Genomic DNA, 19948 nt, shown 5'->3' on the forward strand with positions numbered 1-19948 from the left:
AACCCATGACCACCGTCACCAACAAGGCCGACAACCCGATCGCCCACCTGTCCGAGCAGGACATCGCCGAGATCGGCGAGAAGCTCGACGCGATCCGCCAGGAGGTCATCGACTCCCGCGGCGACGACGACGCGAACTACATCCGGGGGATGATCGACTTCCAGCGCAAGCTCGAGCTCGGCAGCCGCGCCGTACTCCTGTTCTCGGTGCTGCCCCCGGCGTGGCTGATCGGCACCGCCGGCCTGAGCGTCGCGAAGATCCTCGAGAACATGGAGATCGGGCACAACGTGCTCCACGGCCAGTGGGACTGGATGCGCGACTCGAAGATCCACTCGACGACCTGGGAGTGGGACAACGCGACCCCGGCCGAGAACTGGAAGCACTCGCACAACCAGGTACACCACACCTACACGAACATCATCGGCAAGGACAACGACCTCGGCTACGGCATCATGCGCGTCGACGAGGAGCAGAAGTGGTACCCGATGTACCTCGCGCAGCCGCTGTGGAACTTCGTCAACGCCTGCTTCTTCGAGTACGGCATCGCGGCCTACGACCTCGACCTCGGGCGGAACCTGTCCCGTCCGAAGGACAAGCGCCCCGAGTCGTTCAAGCGGGGCGTCAAGGCCACGCTGGCAAAGATCCGCAAGCAGGCGACCAAGGACTACGTCGTGCACCCGCTGCTGTCGGCGCCGACCGGCTCGCTGCTGCCCACGCTCGCCGCCAACTTCGTCGCCAACGTGGTGCGCAACCTGTGGTCGCACTCGGTCATCATGTGCGGCCACTTCCCCGAGGGCGTCGAGACGTTCGAGCTCGCGTCGATCCCGGAGAAGGAGAGCCGCGGCGCCTGGTACCTCCGGCAGATGCTCGGCTCGGCCAACATCTCCGGCTCGAAGCTGATGCACATCATGACCGGCAACCTGTCGCACCAGATCGAGCACCACCTGTTCCCCGACCTGCCGAGCAACCGGTACGCCGAGGTCGCCCCGAAGGTGCGGGCGGTCTTCGACGAGTACGGGCTGACCTACCTCTCGCGGCCGCTGCCACAGCAGGTCGCCAGCGCCTGGCACAAGGTCGTCCGGCTGTCGTTCCCCAACGGCTGGCTCGAGACCACCAACGCCAAGAACCTCCCGCAGCAGCTGGCCGCCCTCTACAAGATCGCCACCGCCGACAAGCGCAAGCGGCGGGTCATGCTGCGGCTCCTGGAGCGGAAGGCCGCCGAGCAGCAGGAGCTCGCGACCGCCGCCTGATCGATGGGCGGGCGCCCCGGGGCCCGCGGCCGCCACGCGGGGCGGTGGGGTAACTCAGTGTTACGTCCGCTCCCTCGGTGCTGTGACCGCGAAATCGTGGTCACAGCACCCACCGAGCGAACGTAACACTGAGTTACTGCACGTCCGCCTGCCGCCGTACGATCATCGGCATGAGCAACGTGAAGTGCGAGGTGGTCGGCGGGATCGCGACCGTGACCCTCAACCGCCCCGACAAGCTGAACGCGCTGACCCTGCCGCTCCTCGACGACCTGATCGCGACCGCCCACCGGCTGCGCAGGGACAAGAGCCTGCGCGCGGTGATCGTGGCCGGCGAGGGCGACGCGTTCTGCGCGGGCCTCGACTTCGCGACGGTGATGAAGAACCCGGCCGGCATCGCGAAGGCGTTCGCTCCGCGCCCGTGGCGGAGCGGGATGACCAACACGTTCCAGGAGGCGCCCTGGGCGTTCCGGCGGATCCCCGTCCCGGTGATCGCCGCGGTGCACGGGCACTGCCTCGGCGGCGGCATCCAGATCGCCCTGGGCGCGGACTTCCGCGTCGCCACGCCCGACTCGCGCTGGTCGGTGCTCGAGGGCAAGTGGGGCCTGATCCCCGACATGTCCGGGATCCGCAGCCTGTCGGAGCAGATCGGCATGGACCAGGCCAAGTGGCTGACGATGAGCGCCGAGGTGATCGACGGGTCCCGCGCCGCCCAGATCGGCCTCGTCACCCGGCTCTCCAACGACCCGCTCGCCGAGGCACACCGGATGGCCGAGCAGCTCGCGGCGCGCTCCCCCGACGCGCTCGGTGCGGCCAAGCGGCTGTTCAACGACACCTGGACGGCGTCGCCGCGCAAGGTCTTCTCCCGCGAGCGCATCGAGCAGGCTTACCTGCTCGCCGCCCGCAACACCAAGGCCGCCCGCGAGGCCGCCTTCAAGAAGGCGGAGCCGGTCTACGGCCCGCGCAGCCGCTGAGGCTCAGGGGTAGCTGATCCCCGTCGTCCGCTCGCTGATCTCCCAGAGACGGCGGGCGGCGTCGCGGTCACGGGCCAGGCGAGTGCGGCCGACCAGGTGGGGCGGTCCCGCCATCTCGCCGCGGCCGCTGGGGCCGCAGTAGCTGTCGCCGGGCAGGTCGGCGGTCGCGGCCATCAGGGTCGGCCACGCGCCGGCGGCGGCGGACTGTGAGACCGCCTTCACGGCGGCGTCGAGGATCGAGGCGATGCCGCCCTGGGCGCGGCCGTACTGGCCGTTGGCGGCGAGGTGGGTGCCCGAGAACCCGGGGTGCGCGGCGAGCGCCTTGACCGGGTAGCCCGCGGCGCGCAGCCGGCGGTCGAGCTCGCCGGTGAACAGCAGGTTGGCGAGCTTGGACTGGCCGTAGACGTGCCACTTCCAGTACCGCCCCTCCTGCCGGGTCGGGTCGCCGAGCGGCGCCGACCGGGCGGTGCGGTGCATCGGCGAGGACACGGCGACCACGCGGCCGTCACCGCTCGCCGCGAGCTGCGGCAGCAGCAGACCGGTCAGCAGGAACGGGCCGAAGTGGTTGGTGGCCATCTGGAGCTCGAGGCCGTCGCTCGTCCGCTGGTAGGACGTGCCCATCACGCCCGCGTTGTTGACGAGTACGTCGATCGGGCCGTAACGCGCCGCGGCCGCCGCCCCGTGGCGCACCGAGTCGAGGTCGGCCAGGTCGACGGTGAGCAGCTCGAGCTCGGCCTTCGGCACCTCGTCCCGGATCGCCTCGGTCGCTGCCTCTGCCTTCGCGGGGTTGCGACCGGCGAGCACCACGCGCGCACCCTTGCGCGCCAGCTCGAGCGCTGTGTGGTGGCCGAGGCCGCCGATGGTGGGGCCGGTGACGACGATGGTCCTGCCGGTCTGGTCCGGGATGTCCGAGACGGTCCAGTGAGCGGTCATGGGGCCCAGCGTGTCAGGGAGTGGTCGCGAGGTGGTCGACGATCCGCTGCCCGAGACCTGCGTCGCCGGTGACCGCGACGCTGCCGTCTCCCGGCGTACGGCGCCCGCCGGCCGCGGCGGTGAACGTCGCGCGGTCGAGCGCGACCCGCACGTCGGGATCCGCGGGGACCTCCAGCAGCCGCTGCCCGCGGCCGTCCTCGCCGATGACGACGGCGACCTCCGGACTGCCCTCGACGGCCAGGACGGCGGTCGTGCCCACTGGGGGCTTCACCTTCTTGCCGACGATGAAGGGGAACGCCTCCGACAGGTAGTCGGCGACGTGCTGCGCCGCCGCGCTGTCCATCCCGCCCGGCCGGCCGACGGCGCGGCGTACGTCCTGCTCGTGCATCCACACGTCCAACGGACGGTTGCGCAGGAGCGTGCGCTGGGTCCATCCGATCAGCCCGAAGATGCCGGGCGCCGGCGCGGACGCGTCGGTGGGCGGGTCGGCCTGGAGCTGCTTGCTGCGGGTCTCGGTCGCGGACCTGATCTCCTCGATGATCGATGCGGGCGACCGGTCGCGGCGGGTGACGACGCCGATCTCGGTGAACTGGCCCATCGGACCGGTCACGTGCGCGGGCTCGCCGATGTCGGCCGTCTCCTCCGGGCCGCCGGCGAGGATGCTCTCCAGGTGGGCGACGTGGGAGACGACCGCCTTGACGTCCCAGCCCGGGAGGTCGGTCGGCAGCGCCCACTCGTCATCGGCCAGCTCGGTGGCGACGGCCAGGAAGTCGCGGACCGCCAGCCGCCAGGTCTCGATGTACGCCGCCAGCGTCTGCTCGTCGCTCATGGAGCGACCTTAGGGCGTCCCGCGGCTCAACCGGAGACCAGTCCGACCGCGATGGCCAGCATCGTCACGCCGATCAGCACGTCGAGCACGCGCCACGCCCGCTCGGTGGCGAGCAGCCGATGGGCGAGCCGGGCGCCGTACCCGAGGCACGAGAACCAGAGCAGGCTGGCGGCGCAGGCGCCCCCTACGAACCACCAGCGCCCGTCGCCGTGGCTGTTGGCGATCGACGCGAGCAGCACGACCGTGTCGAGGTAGACGTGCGGGTTGAGCCAGGTGAGTGCCAGCGCGGTCAGCGCGACGGCTCCGACCCGCGCTCCGCCGGCCTGCGCGGCCTCGAGCGACTGGCCTCCGCGTGCCGCTCGGCGGAACGCGAGTGCACCGTAGACGGCGAGGAAGACCGCGCCGAGCCAGCGGGCGACCTCGACGCTCCACGGGGCGCTCTCGATCACCAGGGCCAGGCCGGCAACGCCCGCCACGATGAGCACCAGGTCGGAGATCGCGCAGATCGCCACCACCACGGCCACGTGTCGTCGCGCGAGACCCTGGCGCAGCACGAAGACGTTCTGCGCGCCGATGGCGACGATCAGGGACAGGCCGGCGCCGAGGCCGGCAGCGGTGGACGCGATCACGGCGTCGACGCTAGGTCCCTGCACCCGCTTCAGGCCAGCGAATGTTATTGAGGTTCCATTAGCATCGCTTCATGTCGCCGCAACCCGCCCAGCTCGAGGCCCTCGTCGCCATCCTCGACCACGGCACCTTCGACGCGGCCGCCCGCGCGCTGCACGTGACGCCGAGCGCGGTCAGCCAGCGGATCCGCGCGCTCGAGTCCGCGGCGGGCCAGGTGCTGGTCCGCCGTACGACGCCGTGCCGGCCGACGGCCGCCGGCGAGGCGCTGGTCCGGTTGGCCCGCCAGACCCGGCTGTTGTACGACGAGGCGCGCGCCGCCCTGACGCCGGACGGTGGTGCGATCGCGCTGCCGGTCGCGGTCAACGCCGACTCGCTCGCCTCGTGGTTCCTCGACGTGCTGGCTGCCGCCTCGGAATGGGACCGGGTCGCCCTGCGCCTCCACGTCGAGGACCAGGCCTACTCCGCCGACCTGCTGCGCCGGGGCGACGCGCTCGCAGCGGTGACCAGCGACCCGACCGCCGTCCAGGGCTGCTCGGTCGAGCCGCTGGGCGTGCTGCGCTACCTGCCCGTCGCCGCTCCCGGGTTCGCGGAGCGGTGGCGCCGCGGCGGTCGACCCGACTGGGCGCGGATGCCGGTGCTCGTCTTCAACGACCGCGACAGCCTCCAGCACGACCTGCTGCGACGGCGCGGTGTCGACTCCCCTGCCGTCGTGCACCACGTGCCGTCGTCGACGGAGTTCCACGAGGCGGTGCGGCTCGGCCTGGGCTGGAGCCTGCTCCCGCTGCCGCAGCTGGGGTCCGACGTCGAGGACGGGCGGCTGGTGCTGCTCCACGGCCGCGACCACGTCGACGTACCCCTCTTCTGGCAGCGGTGGCGGCTCGACTCACCCACCCTCGACCGCCTCACGGACACCGTGCGCACCGCCGCCCGCGCCCACCTGCGCCGCTAGCCCCGAGTCGGCAGAAGTTGTCGTCGAGACCGGCCCGAGTCGGCAGAAGGTCGCGCGAAAAATGCGCCGAGTCGGCAGAAGTTCTTTGCAAACTTCTGCCGACTCGGCGTGCTGCGTCGGCGAACTTCTACCGACTCGGGCTATCTCAGAAGGCGGCCTCGTCGAGATCCATCAGGTCCAGGTCGGTGGCCTGGGCGATGGCGACCTCGGCGCTGATCTTCGGCAGCACCTGGTTGGCGAAGAACTGCGCCGCGGCGACCTTGCCCTCGTAGAACGCCTTGTCGCCACCGACGTCGCCCGCGAGCTTGTCGAGGGCGATCTCGGCACCGCGGAGCAGCAGCCACGCGACGACGACGTCGCCGAGGGTGAGCAGCAGGCGGCTGGTGTTGAGGCCGACCTTGTAGATGTTGCGGATCTCTTCCTGCGCCGACATCAGGTCGTTGATCATCAGCGTGACCAGGGCCTGCGCGTCGTCGAGCGCCTTGAGGAGGAGGCCGCGCTCCACCTTCAAACGGCCGTTGCCGGCCTCGGACTCCGCGAACGCCTTGATCTCGTTGGCGAGGTGGCCGAGCGCGGTGCCGCCGTCCTTGACGATCTTGCGGAAGAAGAAGTCCTGGCCCTGGATCGCCGTGGTGCCCTCGTAGAGCGTGTCGATCTTGGCGTCCCGGACGTACTGCTCGATCGGGTACTCCTGGAGGAAGCCCGAGCCACCCAGGGTCTGCAGCGACTCGGTGCCGAGCAGGGTCCACGAGCGCTCCGAGCCGTAGCCCTTCACGATCGGGAGCAGCAGGTCGTTGAGCGCCTCGGCAAGCTTGTCGTCCTCACCCTTGGCCTTCGCGATCATCACCTGGTCCTGGATGGACGCGGTGTACATCACCAGGGAGCGCATGCCCTCGGCGTACGCCTTCTGGGTCATCAGCGACCGGCGTACGTCGGGGTGGTGGGTGATCGTGACGCGCGGGGCGGTCTTGTCGGCCGCCTGGGTCAGGTCGGGGCCCTGGACGCGCTCCTTGGCGAACTCGAGCGCGTTGAGGTAGCCGGTCGACAGCGTGGAGATGGCCTTGGTGCCGACCATCATCCGGGCGTTCTCGATGACGTCGAACATCTGGCGGATGCCGTCGTGGACCTCGCCGAGCAGCCAGCCCTTGGCCGGCTCGCCGCCGCCGATCTGCGGGTCGCCGAACGTGACCTCGCAGGTGTTGGACACCTTGATGCCCATCTTGTGCTCGACGTTGGTGACGTAGGCGCCGTTGCGCTCGCCGGTCAGCTCGCCGGTCTCGTGGTCGAAGTGGTGCTTCGGCACGAGGAAGAGCGAGAGGCCCTTGGTGCCCGGGCCGCCGACGCCCTCGACGCCGCGCGGACGCGCGAGCACGAGGTGCATGATGTTCTCCTGAAGGTCCGACTCGGCGCTGGTGATGAAGCGCTTCACGCCGGTGATGTTCCAGGAGCCGTCGTCGTTGGGCTCGGCGAACGTCTTGCCCGCGCCCACGTCGGAGCCCGCGTCGGGCTCGGTGAGCACCATGGTGGCGCCCCACAGGCGCTCGACCATGATCTCGGCGATCCGCTTGTCGCGGTCGTTGCCGTTCTCGTAGACGACCTTGGCGAAGAAGGGGCCCGCGGCGTACATCCAGATCGGGGTGTTGGCGCCGAGGATCATCTCCGCGGTGCTCCAGACGAGCGACGGCGGGGCGGTGGTGCCGCCGATGGCCTCGGGCGTCGACAGGCTCCAGAAGCCCGACTCCATCCAGGTGTCGTAGCTCTTCTTGAACGACGCCGGCACCGGCGCGGTGTTGGTCTTCGGGTCGAACACCGGCGGGTTGCGGTCGCTGTCCTCGAACGACGCCGCGAGGTCCTCGCGCGAGATGCGCTCGACCTCGCTGAGGATCTCCTTGGCGGTGTCGACGTCCATCTCCTCGAAGAGGCCCTGGCCGAGGACTTCCTGGCGACCGAGGAGCTCGAAGAGGTTGAACTCGATGTCGCGCAGGTTGCTCTTGTAGTGGCTCACTTGTTCCACCGTTTCTCACTCGTTGTGGGGCGCGGGTCGTCCGCTGCCCGTCAGGTGACATCGCGAGGTGCTACTCGCGGGTAACTTAATGATAGAGGGGGGTGCTAGCTGGGGCAAGCAGAGGTGGTGCACACCCCACGCGCGCGCAGATGTGCAGTGAACCGATCGAGCAATCTGACACACTGGACCCATGCGAGTTTCCGCCAAGTCCGACTACGCACTGCGGGCGTTGATCGAGATGGCGGGACGCGCGGACGGCAAGGCCGTCAGCGCCGAGGAGCTCGGCCGCTTGCAGGAGATCCCGCACGGGTTCCTCCAGGCGATCCTCGCCGACCTGCGCCGCGCGGGGATCGTGATGTCGCAGCGCGGCCAGTCCGGCGGCTGGCGGATGGGCCGGGCGGCCACGGACGTCTCGGTTGCCGACGTCATCCGCGCGGTCGACGGTCCGCTGGTCTCGGTCTACGGCCTGCGCCCCGAGGCCGTCAGCTACAACGACTCCGCCGAGGTGCTCCAGCACGTCTGGATCGCGGCCCGCCGCTCGCTGCGCGAGGTCTTCGAGCAGGTGACGATCCAGGGCCTCGCCGACGGCGAGCTGCCTGAGACGGTCACCGCCCGCACCGCCGACGAGGACGCCTGGCAGCCTCACTGAGGGCTGTCTTTCTGCGCATCTCCGCAGCATCTCCGCCGAATCCTCAGGTGGGCCGCGCGCCTGCCGATCGGCGCGGCATCTCGGCCGCGCGTCCCCAGTGACGCACCCGGCGCACGGATGCAGCCGGAAGGCCGTCACCAGGGAAGGTGCCCACCGTGGCTGTCCGCCGGCTCGCCGTACCGTCGTTGCTCGGGATCCTGCTCGTCCTCGGAGCGCTGGTCGCGCTCCCGGAGACCCGTTCGTACCCGCCGCGGTGCGTCGGAGCGGGCGACCTCCGCCTGCTGCTGCCGGGCGCCTGCGCACACGAGGACGAGGCGCCGCCGGGCGTGGACCCCACGGAGCCGGTCTCCACCAGGGAGCTGCGGGCCCGCGAAGGCGCCGGGGAGCGCGCGTACGAGGCGGCCGAGGAGCTCGGCGTCGCCGCCCCGACGTCGGTCGCCGCCACCAGCCCCGACGTCACCTGCGAGGGCGACGGCACGGGCGGCTACCGGGTGCAGGCGATGTACGTCGTCGAGGCGGGCCGGACGAACAGGTACGCCGCGCTCGAGTCGAGCATCCAGCTCTGGGCCGCGGGGGTCGACGACGTCGTGAACCGGTCCGCCGCGCTCACCGGCGGCGTGCGCAACGTGCGCTACGTGACCGAGGCGGGGGGCGGCGGCTGCGTCGCCAAGGTGCTCAACGTGACCGTCCCCGCCGGCGCAGCCTCGTCGTTCAACGCGACCATCTCCGCCGTGCAGGCGCTCGGCTACACCGACCCCACGAAGAAGTACCTCATGTGGACCGACGCCTCCGTCCTGTGCGGGATCGCGTCGATGTATCCGAACGACGCCGAGAGCCAGGGCAACCCCAACAACGGCTCCTACCCGCAGTACGCGCGGATCGACTCGGGCTGCTGGGGGTTCGGCGACGGGGCCCGCGCCCACTCGGTCGAGGCGCACGAGCTGCTGCACACGATCGGCGGCGTGCAGAACACCTCGCCCCACTCCACGCGCAGGGGTCACTGCTGGGACGAGTCCGACACCATGTGCTACTCCGACGGCGGCGGCTTCGCGATGCGTCAGGTCTGCGCGGCCGAGATGGAGTACTTCTTCGACTGCGGCAACGACGACTACTTCTCGACGTACCCCGATCCGGGCAGCTATCTCGACGGCCACTGGAACGCAGCAGACTCGCGGTTCCTCATCGGCGGTGGCGACGGCGCCGGGGGCGGTGACGCGGGCACGCCGACCGTGCTCGGCGCGACGATCGCGGTGAACAACCCCGCGGTCCCCGGCCTCTCCACCCAGGCCTCCGTGACGCCGGCGCTGCCGGCCGGCCGCACGCTGACGTCGGTGGCGTGGACCTCCGCGCGCGCCGACTGCGTCTTCAGCGCGCCGACCGAGGTGCAGACCGACGTCACGTGCGGTGCGACCGCGGCCGCCCCGACCACGGTGACGGCGACCCTCGTCGACTCCAGCGGCGCGACCAAGGTGATCAGGAGCCCGCTGACGTTCGCCACCGGCACCGCCCGACCGGTCGCGGTCCGCCTCGGCGCCGCCGGCCAGGTGCCCGCGGACGGTGGCGGCGTGCGCGTGTGCACCAGCGCGGCGTTCCCGCTGGTGGCGACCGTCGTCGACACGGCGAGCGGCCAGCCGGTCAAGGGCCTGACGGCCGCGTTCACGAAGCAGACCGCGACGATGACGGCTCCCGCGGCGGCCGGTTCGGCGACGTCGTCGGTGGACGGCGCCGCGACGAGCAGCCAGACGATCGCGCTCGCGGCGACGTACCGCGGTCGCACCGCGCTCGGGACGGTGTACGCCGCGAGCAACGTCGCGTCGCTGGTGGCCACCCCGGCCCGCTGCACCACGTCGCTCACCGCGACCGCCGACAGGTCCGCCATCTACTACGCCGACCCGGTGACGGTCTCGGGAGCGCTCACCGCGGCATCGGGAGGTACGCCGGTCGCCGCGGCCGGCGTCTCGCTGGCGGTCAAGCTGACCACTGCCGACGGCAGGGTGCTCGCGCTCGGCACGACCAAGACGAGGGCGGACGGCAGCTACTCCGTCGTGGTCAAGCCCACCACGTCCGGCACGATCACCGTGGCGCTCGCCGGGACCACCGGCTACGAGGCCGCATCTGCCACCGCCGGCGCGGTGACCGTCTCCCTCCCCGACACGCAGATCACCGGGGCGGTGGCGCCGTCCGACGTGGGCTACGGCAGCGCCGTACAGGTGACTGGCACGCTGGAACGCGTCGTCGAGGGGGTCGCCACCCCGCTCGGCGGCAAGTCGGTCGGCGTCTTCGTCACCCCGACCGGCGGCAGCCCGGTGAAGATCGGCCAGGCGACGACGACGGCGAGCGGCACGTTCTCTGTCGCGCCGGCGCTCCGGGTCTCGGGCACACTGTCGGTGTCGTTCGCCGGCCTCAGCGGCCAGCCCGCCGCGAGCGCCGCGGTCACGACGGTCGTCGCGGGGACGTGGGCGACGGAGGTGACGGCCGCGGCGTCGACGACATCGGTGCCGGCCGGCACCGCGGTCACGTTCACCGGCGCCGTCACCAGGGCGTACGGCGGCCCGGCGCAGCCCGCCGTGGGCGTGAAGGTGTCCGTCTACTTCCAGGCGTCCGGGGCGCCGAGCCCGACCCTGGTCACGAGCACCACCACCAGGACCGGTGGCGCGTTCACCGCCAAGGTCTATCCGCGGTCGACGGGCACCTGGACGCTGAGGGTGCTGCCGGTGGCGGGGTACGCCGGCTCCGCGGCCTCTCCGGTGACGATCAGCGTGGGGTGAGGCGGCTCAGGCGACCTTCGACAGCTTCTTCTTGAGCTTGCGGCGCTTCCTGTCGGTCTCCTCGAGGCGGTGCTCGAGCGACTCGTTGCGCCGGGTCAGCCGCTCGATCTCGCGGCGCGCCTCGTCGAGGGACGACAGGGGGCGCGCGCCGACCGGCCGGGGCACGTCGTCGAGCTGCAGCGACGCCGTACCGAAGCCGACCGTCCTGCCGAACGCCTTCCAGGCCGCGCAGCCGTCGGCCTCGTCGAGCTCGACGACGTGCAGCCGCTCCGGCTTGCGGACGGCGGCGCCCCAGCGCTTCGTGACCGCGGCGAGGTCGGCGTCGGGCTCCTGGGGGCAGGTCGTCACGACGACGTGGATCTCGAAGCCGGCGAGGCCGTCGAGGAGGAGGTCGATCTGCTCGGGCTCGGCCCGGGCGAGGAGCGGCTGGCTGAAGACGACGGCGGTCCTGCCCTTGTGGGCGCGGCGGCAGAGGTCGGCCCACTGGCCCTCGACCTCCTTGCGCTTGAAGCCCCAACCCTTGTGGTCGCGCAGGATCTCGACCGCCGCCCGGAAGGACTCGTCGGTGGTCTTCGGAAGCACGGTGACGCCGAGCTCGACGAGGGCGTCGCGGTGCTGCACCAGTGCCGGCTCGATGATGTCGCCGATCCCCGCGAGGCCGACGTGCACGAATGCCTTGCGCTTCTTGGCCATGGCCGCATGGTGCCTCGCGCATCCGTCCGAGCGGTGAACTCCCCGGAACGTCCACCCCACCGGAGGACGACGGTGCAGTCACGTCCGCCTACTAGAACGTGTTCCAGTTCCGCCGTACGATGCCGACCATGATCACCTCGGACGCCATCGTCTGGAACGCTCCCAACGACCCCCACCCGGCGCGCGCCGCGTCGCAGCGGTCCTACTCCGCGGTCGCCAAGGGCGACCTGGCCGAGTGGCTGACCGTGTACGCCGAGGACTGCGTGCTCGAGGACCCCGTCGGTCGCTCGATGTTCGACCCGGAGGGGCTCGGGCACCACGGGCACGCCGGCATCTCGGGGTTCTGGGAGAAGGCGATCGCGCCGATCGCGAAGTTCGAGTTCGAGATCAACGACTCGTTCGCCAACCCGGAGAGCAACACCTGCGCCAACATCGGGCGGATCAAGACGTCGTTCCCGGACGGCTCCTTCACGACCACCGAGCTGATCATGGTCTACGTCGTCGACGACGACGGGCGGGTGAAGTCGATGAAGGCGTTCTGGGAGCCGGAGCGGACGATGGCGAGCTTCACGAAGGCCGACTGACGCGCAAGCGTCTCAGCACTCCTCGAGCCAGGTGACGAGCGGCCGCAGCCGGCGCCAGTCGTCGCGCACCCTGTCGAGCAGCTCGGCGGAGTGCACGAACGGCTCGAAGCCGTAGCGCTTCATGCCGAGCACCGTCTTCATCCGCAGCAGCTCGATGCGCGGGTGGTCCTTGTCGTAGCCCCGGGGCGCCGACTTGAGCCGCTCGCCGGCGATCTCGAACCCGCCCCGCTCGAGGTCGCCGAGGATCCGCTTCAGCCGTGCGCCCGCCTTCTGGTCGGCCATCGCCTCGCGGATCGCCGCCAGCCGCGCGCCGGACGCCTCGTAGATGCCGGCGCCGACCCGCACACCGGGCGCCGAGACCTCGACGTACCAGCCGGTCGCGGGCGCGACGCCGACGAACGCGCCCTGGTGGGTCTTGTAGGGCGTCTTGTCCTTGGCGAACCGGACGTCGCGGTAGGGACGGAACACCTTGGCCTCGCCGAACTCCTGAGCCAGCGCGTCGGTCAGCGCCACCATCGGCGCGCGCACGGCCTCGTCGTACACCGCCTTGTGCGCGTCCCAGAACGACTTGGTGTTGTCGACCTCGAGGTCGTCGTAGAAGTCGAGCGCGGCGACGGGGAAACCGGTGAACTCCACAGAGGGAGGGTACGGCGGGTGTCCGCGTGCGCTCGTGGGTACTGCCCCGCCATGACATCGAGCGAACCCGAGAGGGAGAAGATCCAGCAGCAGAAGGAGTACGGCGACTCCGCGACCGCCGTGACGCCCGACAGCCAGCAGCGCGCCCAGGGCGAACCCGTCAACAACGACGAGGACGACGACGGGCTGGGCGGCGACGAGCCCAACGCGCAGGGACCGGACGAGGACACCCGCGGCGACGGGCCGGACGCGGAGTCGGGCTTCTACGGCTGAGCCGGCCGAGCCGGCCGAGCCGGCCGATCAAGTCCCAGGCCGGCGACCGCCGACTTCGCGTGGCGTCGCATCGCGGCGTCGACCGCACGGCGGTCGCCGGTCAGCAGCAGGTCGTGCAGCAGGCCCCGCGCGACCGCGAGGTCGAGGCGCGCCTGGAGGCGCGCCTCGCGCCGCGGCGCGCCGCGAGCGACCCACATCTCGGCCAGCGCGTCCACCCAGGTCGTGACGAGCCGCTCACGAAGATCCTCCGCGTGCGGGAGCCCGAGCATCGCGTGGCTGGAGAGCTCGAAGAAGAGCGGCCCGTAGACGGTGGCGTCGTCCGCGGCCAACCGCCAGAACCGCATGCCCGTCGTGACCGGGTCCCCGGCGTGACCAGCGTCCGCCATCGCGGCCAGCGCCGTACGGAGCCGCTCCTCGACGGTCTCGACGACCGCCGCCAGCAGGCCTTCCCGCGAGCCGAAGTGGTAGATCAGCATCCGGTGGCTGGTGCCGATCGCCTGTGCCAGCGCGCGCAGGCTGGTGTCGACGACGCCGTTGCGGGCGAAGTGGTCGATCGCCTGCGCCAGCAGGGCGTCGCGGCCGGTCGCCGCTCGCTCGGTCACCGGCTCGCGGCCGCCGCTGCGGTGAGGTCGCGGCACTCCATGTCGACGTAGCTCCGGATCCGGCCGCCGAGGAGCACGCCGAGCAGGCCCGCGAGGAGGCCGGACTGCTCGACACCCAGGGCGAGGCGGGCCCGCCTCCGTCCGCGGCGCTGACCGCGTGTCGACCGATCGTCCGCACGCCCGGCTGGCGGTTCTCCCACACGAACGACTCGCCCTCGACCAGCGCGGTGACGACCCACTCGCCGGCGGCCAGGCCCCGCTGCTTGACCCGCGCCCGGCTCCCGACCCGCAGCGGGCCGTCGTCGGTGCGCCGTACCTCTTCGTAGACCTCGATCCACTCGGGCCACCGCTCGACGTCGCTGAGCACCGCCCACAGCGCGTCCGGCGCTGCCGCGGTCGTGCCCTCCACCTCGTACTTCATCGCAGTTCCTCTCGTCGGTGTACCAGACGGTTCATGCGACAGGTGCCTGACGCGAGCAGGATCCGAGCAGGCGAGTCCGAACAGGCGCCGGCGAAGCGTCTTGCCGCCAGCGAGGCCGGCACCGAGACTGCCTCGACTGCGGGCCGGCAGCGTGTCGTCGGCGGCGAAGCCGCATCGATCGTGAAGCCCGGGGCGGAGCTTGCGGAGTCCCCGGGCGCGCGGTCGATGACGACACGCTCGGCCGATCCAGTGAGCGGGCGACGAGACTCGAACTCGCGACATCGACCTTGGGAAGGTCGCGCTCTACCAACTGAGCTACGCCCGCAGGCCCCGCTGGGCGAGGCGTGGAGGATGCTACCCGATGGGGCTGAGGGTGGGCCGCTTCGGCTCCACCCCGTCGCCCGACGACCGGCCGGTGACCCGGCGGTGGACCCACGGCACCAGGTGGGTGCGGGCCCAGCTGAGGTCGGCGTGGCGCTGCTCCCGCCGGGTGAGCACCGGCGTGGCGGCCGGCTCGAGCTCCTCCAGCGGGTGCTCGATGCCGAGCGCGTCGAGCACCGCGATCGCGATCGCCTGGTGGCCGACGGCGTTGAGGTGGAGGCGGTCGTCGTCCATGACCTCGGAGACCTTCCAGCCGCGCATCCGCCACATGTCGACGACGGTCGCACCGTGCCGGTCGGCGATCTCGCGCACCCACTCGTTGAAGATGGCGGTGCGGCCGCGGATCATCTTGATCACCGGGTTGAGCCCGGGGTCGGCGATCGTGAACATCACGACCTTCGCGCCCGAGGCGGCGAGCCGGCCGACCGCCTCGTCGTACGACGCCGCGAGCGCATCGATGTCGACCTTCGGCCGCAGCACGTCGTTGCCGCCGCCGTGGATCGTCACCAGGTCCGGCCGCAGCGCGAGGGCGGGCTCGAGCTGCTCGGCGATGATCTCCGGCAGCTTGCGGCCGCGGATCGCGAGGTTGGCGTAGCCGAACGCCGGGTCACTGGCGGCCAGCACCTCGGCGAACCGGTCGGCCCAGCCGCGGCAGCCGTTGGGGCGCGACGGGTCGTGGTCACCGATGCCCTCGGTGAACGAGTCGCCGAGCGCGACGTACCTCTGGAAAGTCACGACAGACATTGTGCGCCGCAGCCCCACACCGGACGGACCCGCCCACCCGATCCCGAATCGGTAGGGTGCGTGCGTGCTGCTGAGCGACCGCGACATCCTCACCGAGATCGACCACGGCCGGATCCAGATGGAGCCGTGGGACCCCGCGATGCTGCAGCCGTCCTCGATCGACGTGCGTCTCGACCGGTTCTTCCGGGTCTTCGAGAACCACAAGTACCCGCACATCGACCCGGCCGCCGACCAGTCCGACCTCACCCGGATGGTCGAGCCCGACGGCGACGAGCCGTTCATCCTGCACCCCGGCGAGTTCGTGCTCGGCTCGACGTACGAGGTCGTCTCGCTGCCCGACGACATCGCCGCGCGCGTCGAGGGCAAGTCGTCGCTCGGCCGGCTCGGGCTGCTGACGCACGCGACCGCCGGATTCGTGGACCCCGGGTTCTCCGGGCACGTGACGCTCGAGCTCGCCAACGTCGCGACGCTGCCGATCAAGCTCTACCCGGGCATGAAGATCGGCCAGTTCTGCTTCTTCCGCCTGACCTCGCCGAGCGAGCACCCGTACGGCGCGGAGAAGTACGGCTCGCGCTACCAGGGCCAGCGCGGCCCGACCCCGTCGCGCTCCTACCTGAACTTCCACCGCACCGAGATCTGACGGCCGGGCGGGCGCGCCCTGCGAAGTTAGGTTAGCCTTACCGGCATGACCGCCACGCAGAACGAGTACGTCGCCAGCCTGCCCATGATCCTCGACCAGGTCGAGGTCCGGTCGGTCGAGCGCGTCTCGCCGTCGTACGTCCGGATCGAGCTGGGCGGCGACTGCCTCGCGGAGTTCGGCGTCCCCGGCAAGATCTACGACCAGCGGATCAAGCTGGTCTTCCCCAACGCGGCGGGCAACCTGCCGTCGTTCGAGGGCATGGACGACTCCTGGTGGGCCACGTGGCTGCAGATCCCCGAGGACGAACGCGGCTCGATGCGCACCTACACGGTGCGCGACGTGCTCGGCGAGGGCGAGGACACGCGGCTCGTCGTCGACATCGTAGTCCACGAGGCCGAGCACGCCGACGACGCGGGCAAGGGCAACGCCTGGGCGCAGCGCGCGCAGGCGGGCGACCGGCTGGTGCTGCTGGCACCGCGGCGCGGGCACGAGTACGGCGGCATCGAGTGGGCGCCCGGTACGGCGAGCCGTCTGCTCATCGTCGGCGACGAGACCGCCGTGCCCGCGATCCGCGGCGTGCTGCGCGACCTGCCGGCCGACGCGGAGGGCGCGGCCTTCCTCGAGGTGCCGACCTCAGACGACATCCAGCGCGACGTGACCAAGCCCGAGGGCGTCGAGCTCACCTGGCTGCCGCGTGAGGGCTCGCCCCGCGGCGCCAGCCTTCACGCCGCCGCGATCGCCTACCTGACCGGCGCCGCGGCGGCGCCGCCCGCCGTCAGCGACGAGGACATCGACCCCGACCTGTGGGAGACGCCGGTCCACTCCTCCTCCGGCGAGGAGGTCGCCGAGTCGACCGTGATCCCCGACTCCGGCACGCCGTACGCCGGCCTCTACGCGTGGATCGCCGGCGAGTCCAAGGTCGTCACCGGCCTGCGCCGCCAGCTGGTCAACGAGCTCGGCATCGACCGCAAGCAGGTCGCCTTCATGGGCTACTGGCGCGAGGGCGTCGCCATGCGCTCCTGAGCCCGCCGAACCGGCACGGTTGGCGCGCCGAACGGGCAGGGTTGGCGTGACGAACGGGCACGGTTGGTTGGCCGAACCGGCACGGTTGGCGGCGCGAGCCGTCAGCTCCGCCGGCGGAGGCCCTTCACCACTGCGACGCCGCTGGAGACCTTGTCCATGAGCGCGACAGCGATCTTCGGTACGTCGGTGCCGACCGGCGCGATCGGCTTCAGCATCGCGTCCGTGCCGCCGTCGGCGTACACCACCGATCCGACGAGCAGGCTCGCGGCCGGCGACAGCAGGAACGCGATCAGCTCGGCGACCTCGTCGGCGCGGCCACCGCGGCCGATCGCCGACGGGTAGGCCTTCACGAACGCGCCGAGCTTGGGGTCGGCCTTCATCTGGTCCGACATCGGCGTCTCGATGAGCCCGGGCGCGACGGCGTTGAGGCGGATGCCTGCGCCGCCCCACTCGGCCTTCACGCCCTCGCGACGCGCCCAGTAGGCCACGGCCGCCTTGGTCGCCGGGTAGACGTGGACGGGCTCGCTCGCCTCGGCCGACGTGCGGGCGGCGGCCTCGTCGCCCCTGAGGCAGGCGCTGGCGACGTCGGCGGCCCAGCCGGGCTGGGCGGTGACGGAGTTGGACGAGAGGAAGACGACCGCGGAGCCGTCCGACATGAGCGGCCGCAGCCCGTCGACCAGGTCGACCGCGCCGAAGTAGTTGACCGAGACCATCACCGCCGGGTCGAGGCCGGTCACCGGCCCGAGCCCCGCGCACGGCACGACTCCGGCCAGGCCAGTGGCGGCGCGCTCGTTCACAGCCTGTACGGCGGCCGCGCGCCCGCCGGGCGTCGACAGGTCGGCGTCGATGTCGCTCCCGCGCAGGTCGATGCCGATGACCTCGTGCCCGTCGGACGTCAGCCGGCGGACGACGGCCGCCCCGATCCCCGAGGCGGCGCCGCTGACGACGTACGTTCCCATGCCGGACATCCAACTAGAACGCGTTCTAGTTGTCGAGTTCGCCAACCGTGCCGGTTCGACCCGCCAACCGTGCCCGTTCGACCCGCCAACCGGGCCCGTTCGACGGGTCAGCGCACGGGGAGGGTGATCCGGGAGGGGTGCTTCGGACCGGTGTGGAGGGTGATCGGGAGCGCCTGCCCGACCAGGTCGGGCAGCGGCGGGAGCAGGTGCGGCACGTCGTAGCCCTGGATCGCGATCCGCAGCCGGTGACCGGGACGGATCACCGCGCCGGTCGGGAAGATCTCGACGTCGACCGGCGCGACCTGGCCGGCGGCGAGCCTGGCCTTGGCCTCGCGGGTGAACGGGTGGAACGCCTGGATCAGCTCGCCGTCGAGGTAGCGCGACTTCGACCGGATCAGCTTGCGGTGCGCGATCGTCTGCCAGCCGCCGGTGATCCGGTGGACGGTTCCGTCCGGCGCGACGTCCTCGATCGCCACGGAGAGCATGCCGTCGCCACCGGCCGTGGAGACGTAGAGCCGCGCGTTGAGCGGTCCCTGGAACCGGACGGCCCGCTTGACCGGCGCGGTCTCGAAGGTCAGGCCGGAGAGGTCGTTGAGCGCGTTGTTCTCGAAGCACGGGTTGGAGCCGAGGAAGCCGTTCATCACCCCGGCGGTCCACTGGTTGGCCGAGCGCGTGCACAGGCCGGAGACCGGCAGCGGCACCAGCAGCGACTCCCCCGCCTTCGGGTCGGTGCGACGCAGCACGCCCGCCGCTCCACCCATGCCGGCCTTGCCGGAGAGTGCGTAGGACCGCGCGGACAGGTCGCCCGCGATCCATCGCTTGGTGCGCACCCAGCGGTCCGAGCCCTGCTCGTAGTAGCTGACCGGTGGGATCTCGTCGAGGTCGGTGTCGCGACCCTTGATCCACTTGTCGAACCACCGCAGCTGCAGCTCCTGAAGGGAGCCGTAGCCGGCGTCGCCGACGTCGGCGCCCGACGAGCCCTCGAGGTGGTCCCAGGGGCCGACGATCATCTTGACCGGCGCACCGTTGCGCTGGAGGCGCTCGAACACCAAGGGCGTCCCGCGCTGGAAGAGGTCGTACTGCCCGCCGACGAGGAACGTCGGCACGGTCACGTCGTCGAGGTACTCGATCGGCGAGCGCTCGCGGTAGAACGGCCCGTCGTACGCCGGCTCACCGCCGAGGATCGCCTGGAGCATCAGCGGCAGCGTGAACGTCGTGCCGGTCGTGAGCCGGTCGAACAGCATCTGGAAGGCGTTGTCAGGATCGCTGCCGGCGTACGCCGGTGGGATCACGCCGGTCGCGGTGACCAGGCCCATCCAGAGCGGGATGAAGCCGACGTCGATCTGGCCACCGGAGGCGACGACGTCGCGGTAGACGTCGGCCGACGGCACCTGCGGGAAGATCGCCTTGAGGCCGTCCGGGTGGTGGCCGGCCGCAAAGAGCTGGCTGATGCCCTTGTAGGACGCGCCCGTCATGCCGACCTTGCCGTTGCTCCACGGCTGCTCGTGGGCCCACTGCACGATGGCGCCGGCGTCCTTGTTCTCCCGCGCGCTGAACGCCTCCCACACCCCGTTGGAGCTGCCCGTGCCGCGGGCGTCGACGGTGAGCTGGGCGTAGCCCCGCTTGACCAGGTAGTCGGCCCCGCCGCCGAGCACCGCCTCGCCGCCGCCCGCGAGGACGGCCTTGTTGTAGGCGGTGATCGTGACGATCACCGGGAACTTCCGGTCGATGGCCACACCGTCGGCGTCGGCCGGGAGCACCAGGTCGCCGCGCAGGGTGACGCCGTCGTCCATGACGATCGGCAGGTCCCTGCGGGTCACGGTCCCGGGGTACTGCTCGGGTCGCGGCTCCCAGTCGCCGGCCGCGGGCGCGGTGCGCGCCGGAGCCGCTGGGGGTACGGCGCCCGCGGCGGAGGTCGGGACGGGGAGACCCGCCGAGCCGGCCGCGAGTGCGGCGGTGATCGCGGTTGCGCCGAGGGCGCGCCGGAGCAGGTGGCTCATCGTGGGAACTC

20 protein-coding genes, 1 tRNA gene and 1 pseudogene are annotated in these 19948 nt (G+C 71.5%); 9 read left to right on the top strand and 13 right to left on the bottom strand.

The features are described from left to right. The first annotated feature begins 5 nt into the window (after nt 1–5). Nucleotides 6–1250, top strand: a complete 1245-nt coding sequence (locus HNR19_RS19015; protein ID WP_179669371.1) for a fatty acid desaturase family protein — start codon at nt 6–8, stop codon at nt 1248–1250. Nucleotides 1251–1420: 170 nt separating this feature from the next. Further along, nucleotides 1421–2221: a crotonase/enoyl-CoA hydratase family protein gene (locus HNR19_RS19020; RefSeq protein ID WP_179669372.1), complete on the top strand. Its 801-nt coding sequence runs from the start codon at nt 1421–1423 to the stop codon at nt 2219–2221. Nucleotides 2222–2224: 3 nt separating this feature from the next. Here the strand turns inward: HNR19_RS19020 and HNR19_RS19025 are convergent, their stop codons facing one another. Genes HNR19_RS19025 through HNR19_RS19035 form a run of 3 tightly spaced genes read right to left on the bottom strand, consistent with a single transcriptional unit; the run spans nt 2225 to nt 4612 of the window. After that, nucleotides 2225–3154 (bottom strand): oxidoreductase, encoded by a 930-nt coding sequence (locus HNR19_RS19025; RefSeq protein ID WP_179669373.1) that lies wholly within the window; start codon nt 3152–3154, stop codon nt 2225–2227. Between the two features lie 13 nt (nt 3155–3167). Further along, nucleotides 3168–3983: a maleylpyruvate isomerase family mycothiol-dependent enzyme gene (locus HNR19_RS19030; RefSeq protein WP_179669374.1), complete on the bottom strand. Its 816-nt coding sequence runs from the start codon at nt 3981–3983 to the stop codon at nt 3168–3170. Nucleotides 3984–4009: 26 nt separating this feature from the next. Further along, a complete protein-coding gene (locus tag HNR19_RS19035; protein WP_343047279.1) occupies nt 4010–4612 on the bottom strand; it encodes a LysE/ArgO family amino acid transporter in 603 nt (200 codons plus the stop codon). 71 nt (nt 4613–4683) lie between these two features. Here HNR19_RS19035 and HNR19_RS19040 point away from each other — a divergent pair, with 71 nt between their 5' ends. Next, nucleotides 4684–5559, top strand: a complete 876-nt coding sequence (locus HNR19_RS19040) for a LysR family transcriptional regulator ArgP (protein ID WP_179669375.1) — start codon at nt 4684–4686, stop codon at nt 5557–5559. 145 nt (nt 5560–5704) lie between these two features. Here the strand turns inward: HNR19_RS19040 and HNR19_RS19045 are convergent, their stop codons facing one another. Continuing rightward, complete coding sequence (locus tag HNR19_RS19045) at nt 5705–7564, bottom strand: acyl-CoA dehydrogenase C-terminal domain-containing protein (protein WP_179669376.1); 1860 nt, start codon at nt 7562–7564, stop codon at nt 5705–5707. A 190-nt stretch (nt 7565–7754) separates the two neighbouring features. Between HNR19_RS19045 and HNR19_RS19050 the strand changes: the two genes are divergently transcribed. Together HNR19_RS19050 and HNR19_RS19055 are read left to right on the top strand one after the other, a co-directional pair. Next, nucleotides 7755–8213 (top strand): RrF2 family transcriptional regulator, encoded by a 459-nt coding sequence (locus HNR19_RS19050; RefSeq protein WP_179669377.1) that lies wholly within the window; start codon nt 7755–7757, stop codon nt 8211–8213. A 155-nt stretch (nt 8214–8368) separates the two neighbouring features. Beyond that, the gene (locus HNR19_RS19055) at nt 8369–10981 is read left to right on the top strand and encodes a hypothetical protein (protein ID WP_179669378.1); all 2613 of its coding nucleotides are present in this window, start codon (nt 8369–8371) and stop codon (nt 10979–10981) included. Nucleotides 10982–10987: 6 nt separating this feature from the next. Here HNR19_RS19055 and HNR19_RS19060 read toward each other — a convergent pair whose 3' ends face one another. Further along, nucleotides 10988–11674, bottom strand: coding sequence for a hypothetical protein (locus HNR19_RS19060; protein WP_179669379.1), 687 nt, complete (start codon nt 11672–11674; stop codon nt 10988–10990). A 128-nt stretch (nt 11675–11802) separates the two neighbouring features. On the opposite strand from HNR19_RS19060, the gene HNR19_RS19065 reads away from it, so the two are divergent. Beyond that, nucleotides 11803–12258: a nuclear transport factor 2 family protein gene (locus tag HNR19_RS19065; protein WP_179669380.1), complete on the top strand. Its 456-nt coding sequence runs from the start codon at nt 11803–11805 to the stop codon at nt 12256–12258. A gap of 12 nt (nt 12259–12270) precedes the next feature. Here HNR19_RS19065 and HNR19_RS19070 read toward each other — a convergent pair whose 3' ends face one another. Then, nucleotides 12271–12894 (bottom strand): TIGR02453 family protein, encoded by a 624-nt coding sequence (locus HNR19_RS19070; protein WP_179669381.1) that lies wholly within the window; start codon nt 12892–12894, stop codon nt 12271–12273. A gap of 51 nt (nt 12895–12945) precedes the next feature. Between HNR19_RS19070 and HNR19_RS19075 the strand changes: the two genes are divergently transcribed. Further along, nucleotides 12946–13167 carry a hypothetical protein gene (locus HNR19_RS19075; protein ID WP_179669382.1) on the top strand — a complete coding sequence of 74 codons (222 nt, stop codon included), beginning with the start codon at nt 12946–12948 and terminating at the stop codon, nt 13165–13167. On the opposite strand, the gene HNR19_RS19080 is transcribed toward HNR19_RS19075, so the two are convergent. The 5 genes and pseudogenes from HNR19_RS19080 to HNR19_RS19100 form a co-directional block, all read right to left on the bottom strand. After that, nucleotides 13158–13769: a TetR family transcriptional regulator gene (locus HNR19_RS19080; protein ID WP_179669383.1), complete on the bottom strand. Its 612-nt coding sequence runs from the start codon at nt 13767–13769 to the stop codon at nt 13158–13160. The genes HNR19_RS19075 and HNR19_RS19080 overlap by 10 nt on opposite strands. Then, nucleotides 13766–13969: a hypothetical protein gene (locus HNR19_RS19085; RefSeq protein ID WP_179669384.1), complete on the bottom strand. Its 204-nt coding sequence runs from the start codon at nt 13967–13969 to the stop codon at nt 13766–13768. The genes HNR19_RS19080 and HNR19_RS19085 overlap by 4 nt, the downstream gene beginning before the upstream one ends. Continuing rightward, nucleotides 13963–14472: pseudogene (locus HNR19_RS23730) on the bottom strand (SRPBCC family protein); the annotation flags it as partial. The pseudogene HNR19_RS23730 and the gene HNR19_RS19085, both read right to left, overlap by 7 nt. Further along, nucleotides 14443–14515: transfer RNA gene (locus tag HNR19_RS19095), tRNA-Gly, on the bottom strand. The pseudogene HNR19_RS23730 and the gene HNR19_RS19095, both read right to left, overlap by 30 nt. Nucleotides 14516–14544: 29 nt before the next feature. Further along, nucleotides 14545–15306, bottom strand: coding sequence for an SGNH/GDSL hydrolase family protein (locus HNR19_RS19100; protein WP_179669385.1), 762 nt, complete (start codon nt 15304–15306; stop codon nt 14545–14547). 73 nt (nt 15307–15379) lie between these two features. On the opposite strand from HNR19_RS19100, the gene dcd reads away from it, so the two are divergent. After that, nucleotides 15380–15955, top strand: a complete 576-nt coding sequence (dcd, locus tag HNR19_RS19105) for a dCTP deaminase (RefSeq protein WP_179669386.1) — start codon at nt 15380–15382, stop codon at nt 15953–15955. A gap of 45 nt (nt 15956–16000) precedes the next feature. Next, a complete protein-coding gene (locus HNR19_RS19110) occupies nt 16001–16978 on the top strand; it encodes a siderophore-interacting protein (RefSeq protein WP_246303548.1) in 978 nt (325 codons plus the stop codon). A gap of 101 nt (nt 16979–17079) precedes the next feature. Here HNR19_RS19110 and HNR19_RS19115 read toward each other — a convergent pair whose 3' ends face one another. Beyond that, nucleotides 17080–17937 carry an SDR family oxidoreductase gene (locus HNR19_RS19115; RefSeq protein ID WP_179669387.1) on the bottom strand — a complete coding sequence of 286 codons (858 nt, stop codon included), beginning with the start codon at nt 17935–17937 and terminating at the stop codon, nt 17080–17082. A gap of 107 nt (nt 17938–18044) precedes the next feature. Continuing rightward, nucleotides 18045–19937, bottom strand: coding sequence for a CocE/NonD family hydrolase (locus HNR19_RS19120; RefSeq protein WP_179669388.1), 1893 nt, complete (start codon nt 19935–19937; stop codon nt 18045–18047). Nucleotides 19938–19948: the final 11 nt, after the last annotated feature.

It is taken from the genome of Nocardioides thalensis (genome assembly GCF_013410655.1).
In the GTDB taxonomy this organism is placed as follows: Bacteria; Actinomycetota; Actinomycetes; order Propionibacteriales; family Nocardioidaceae; genus Nocardioides; species Nocardioides thalensis.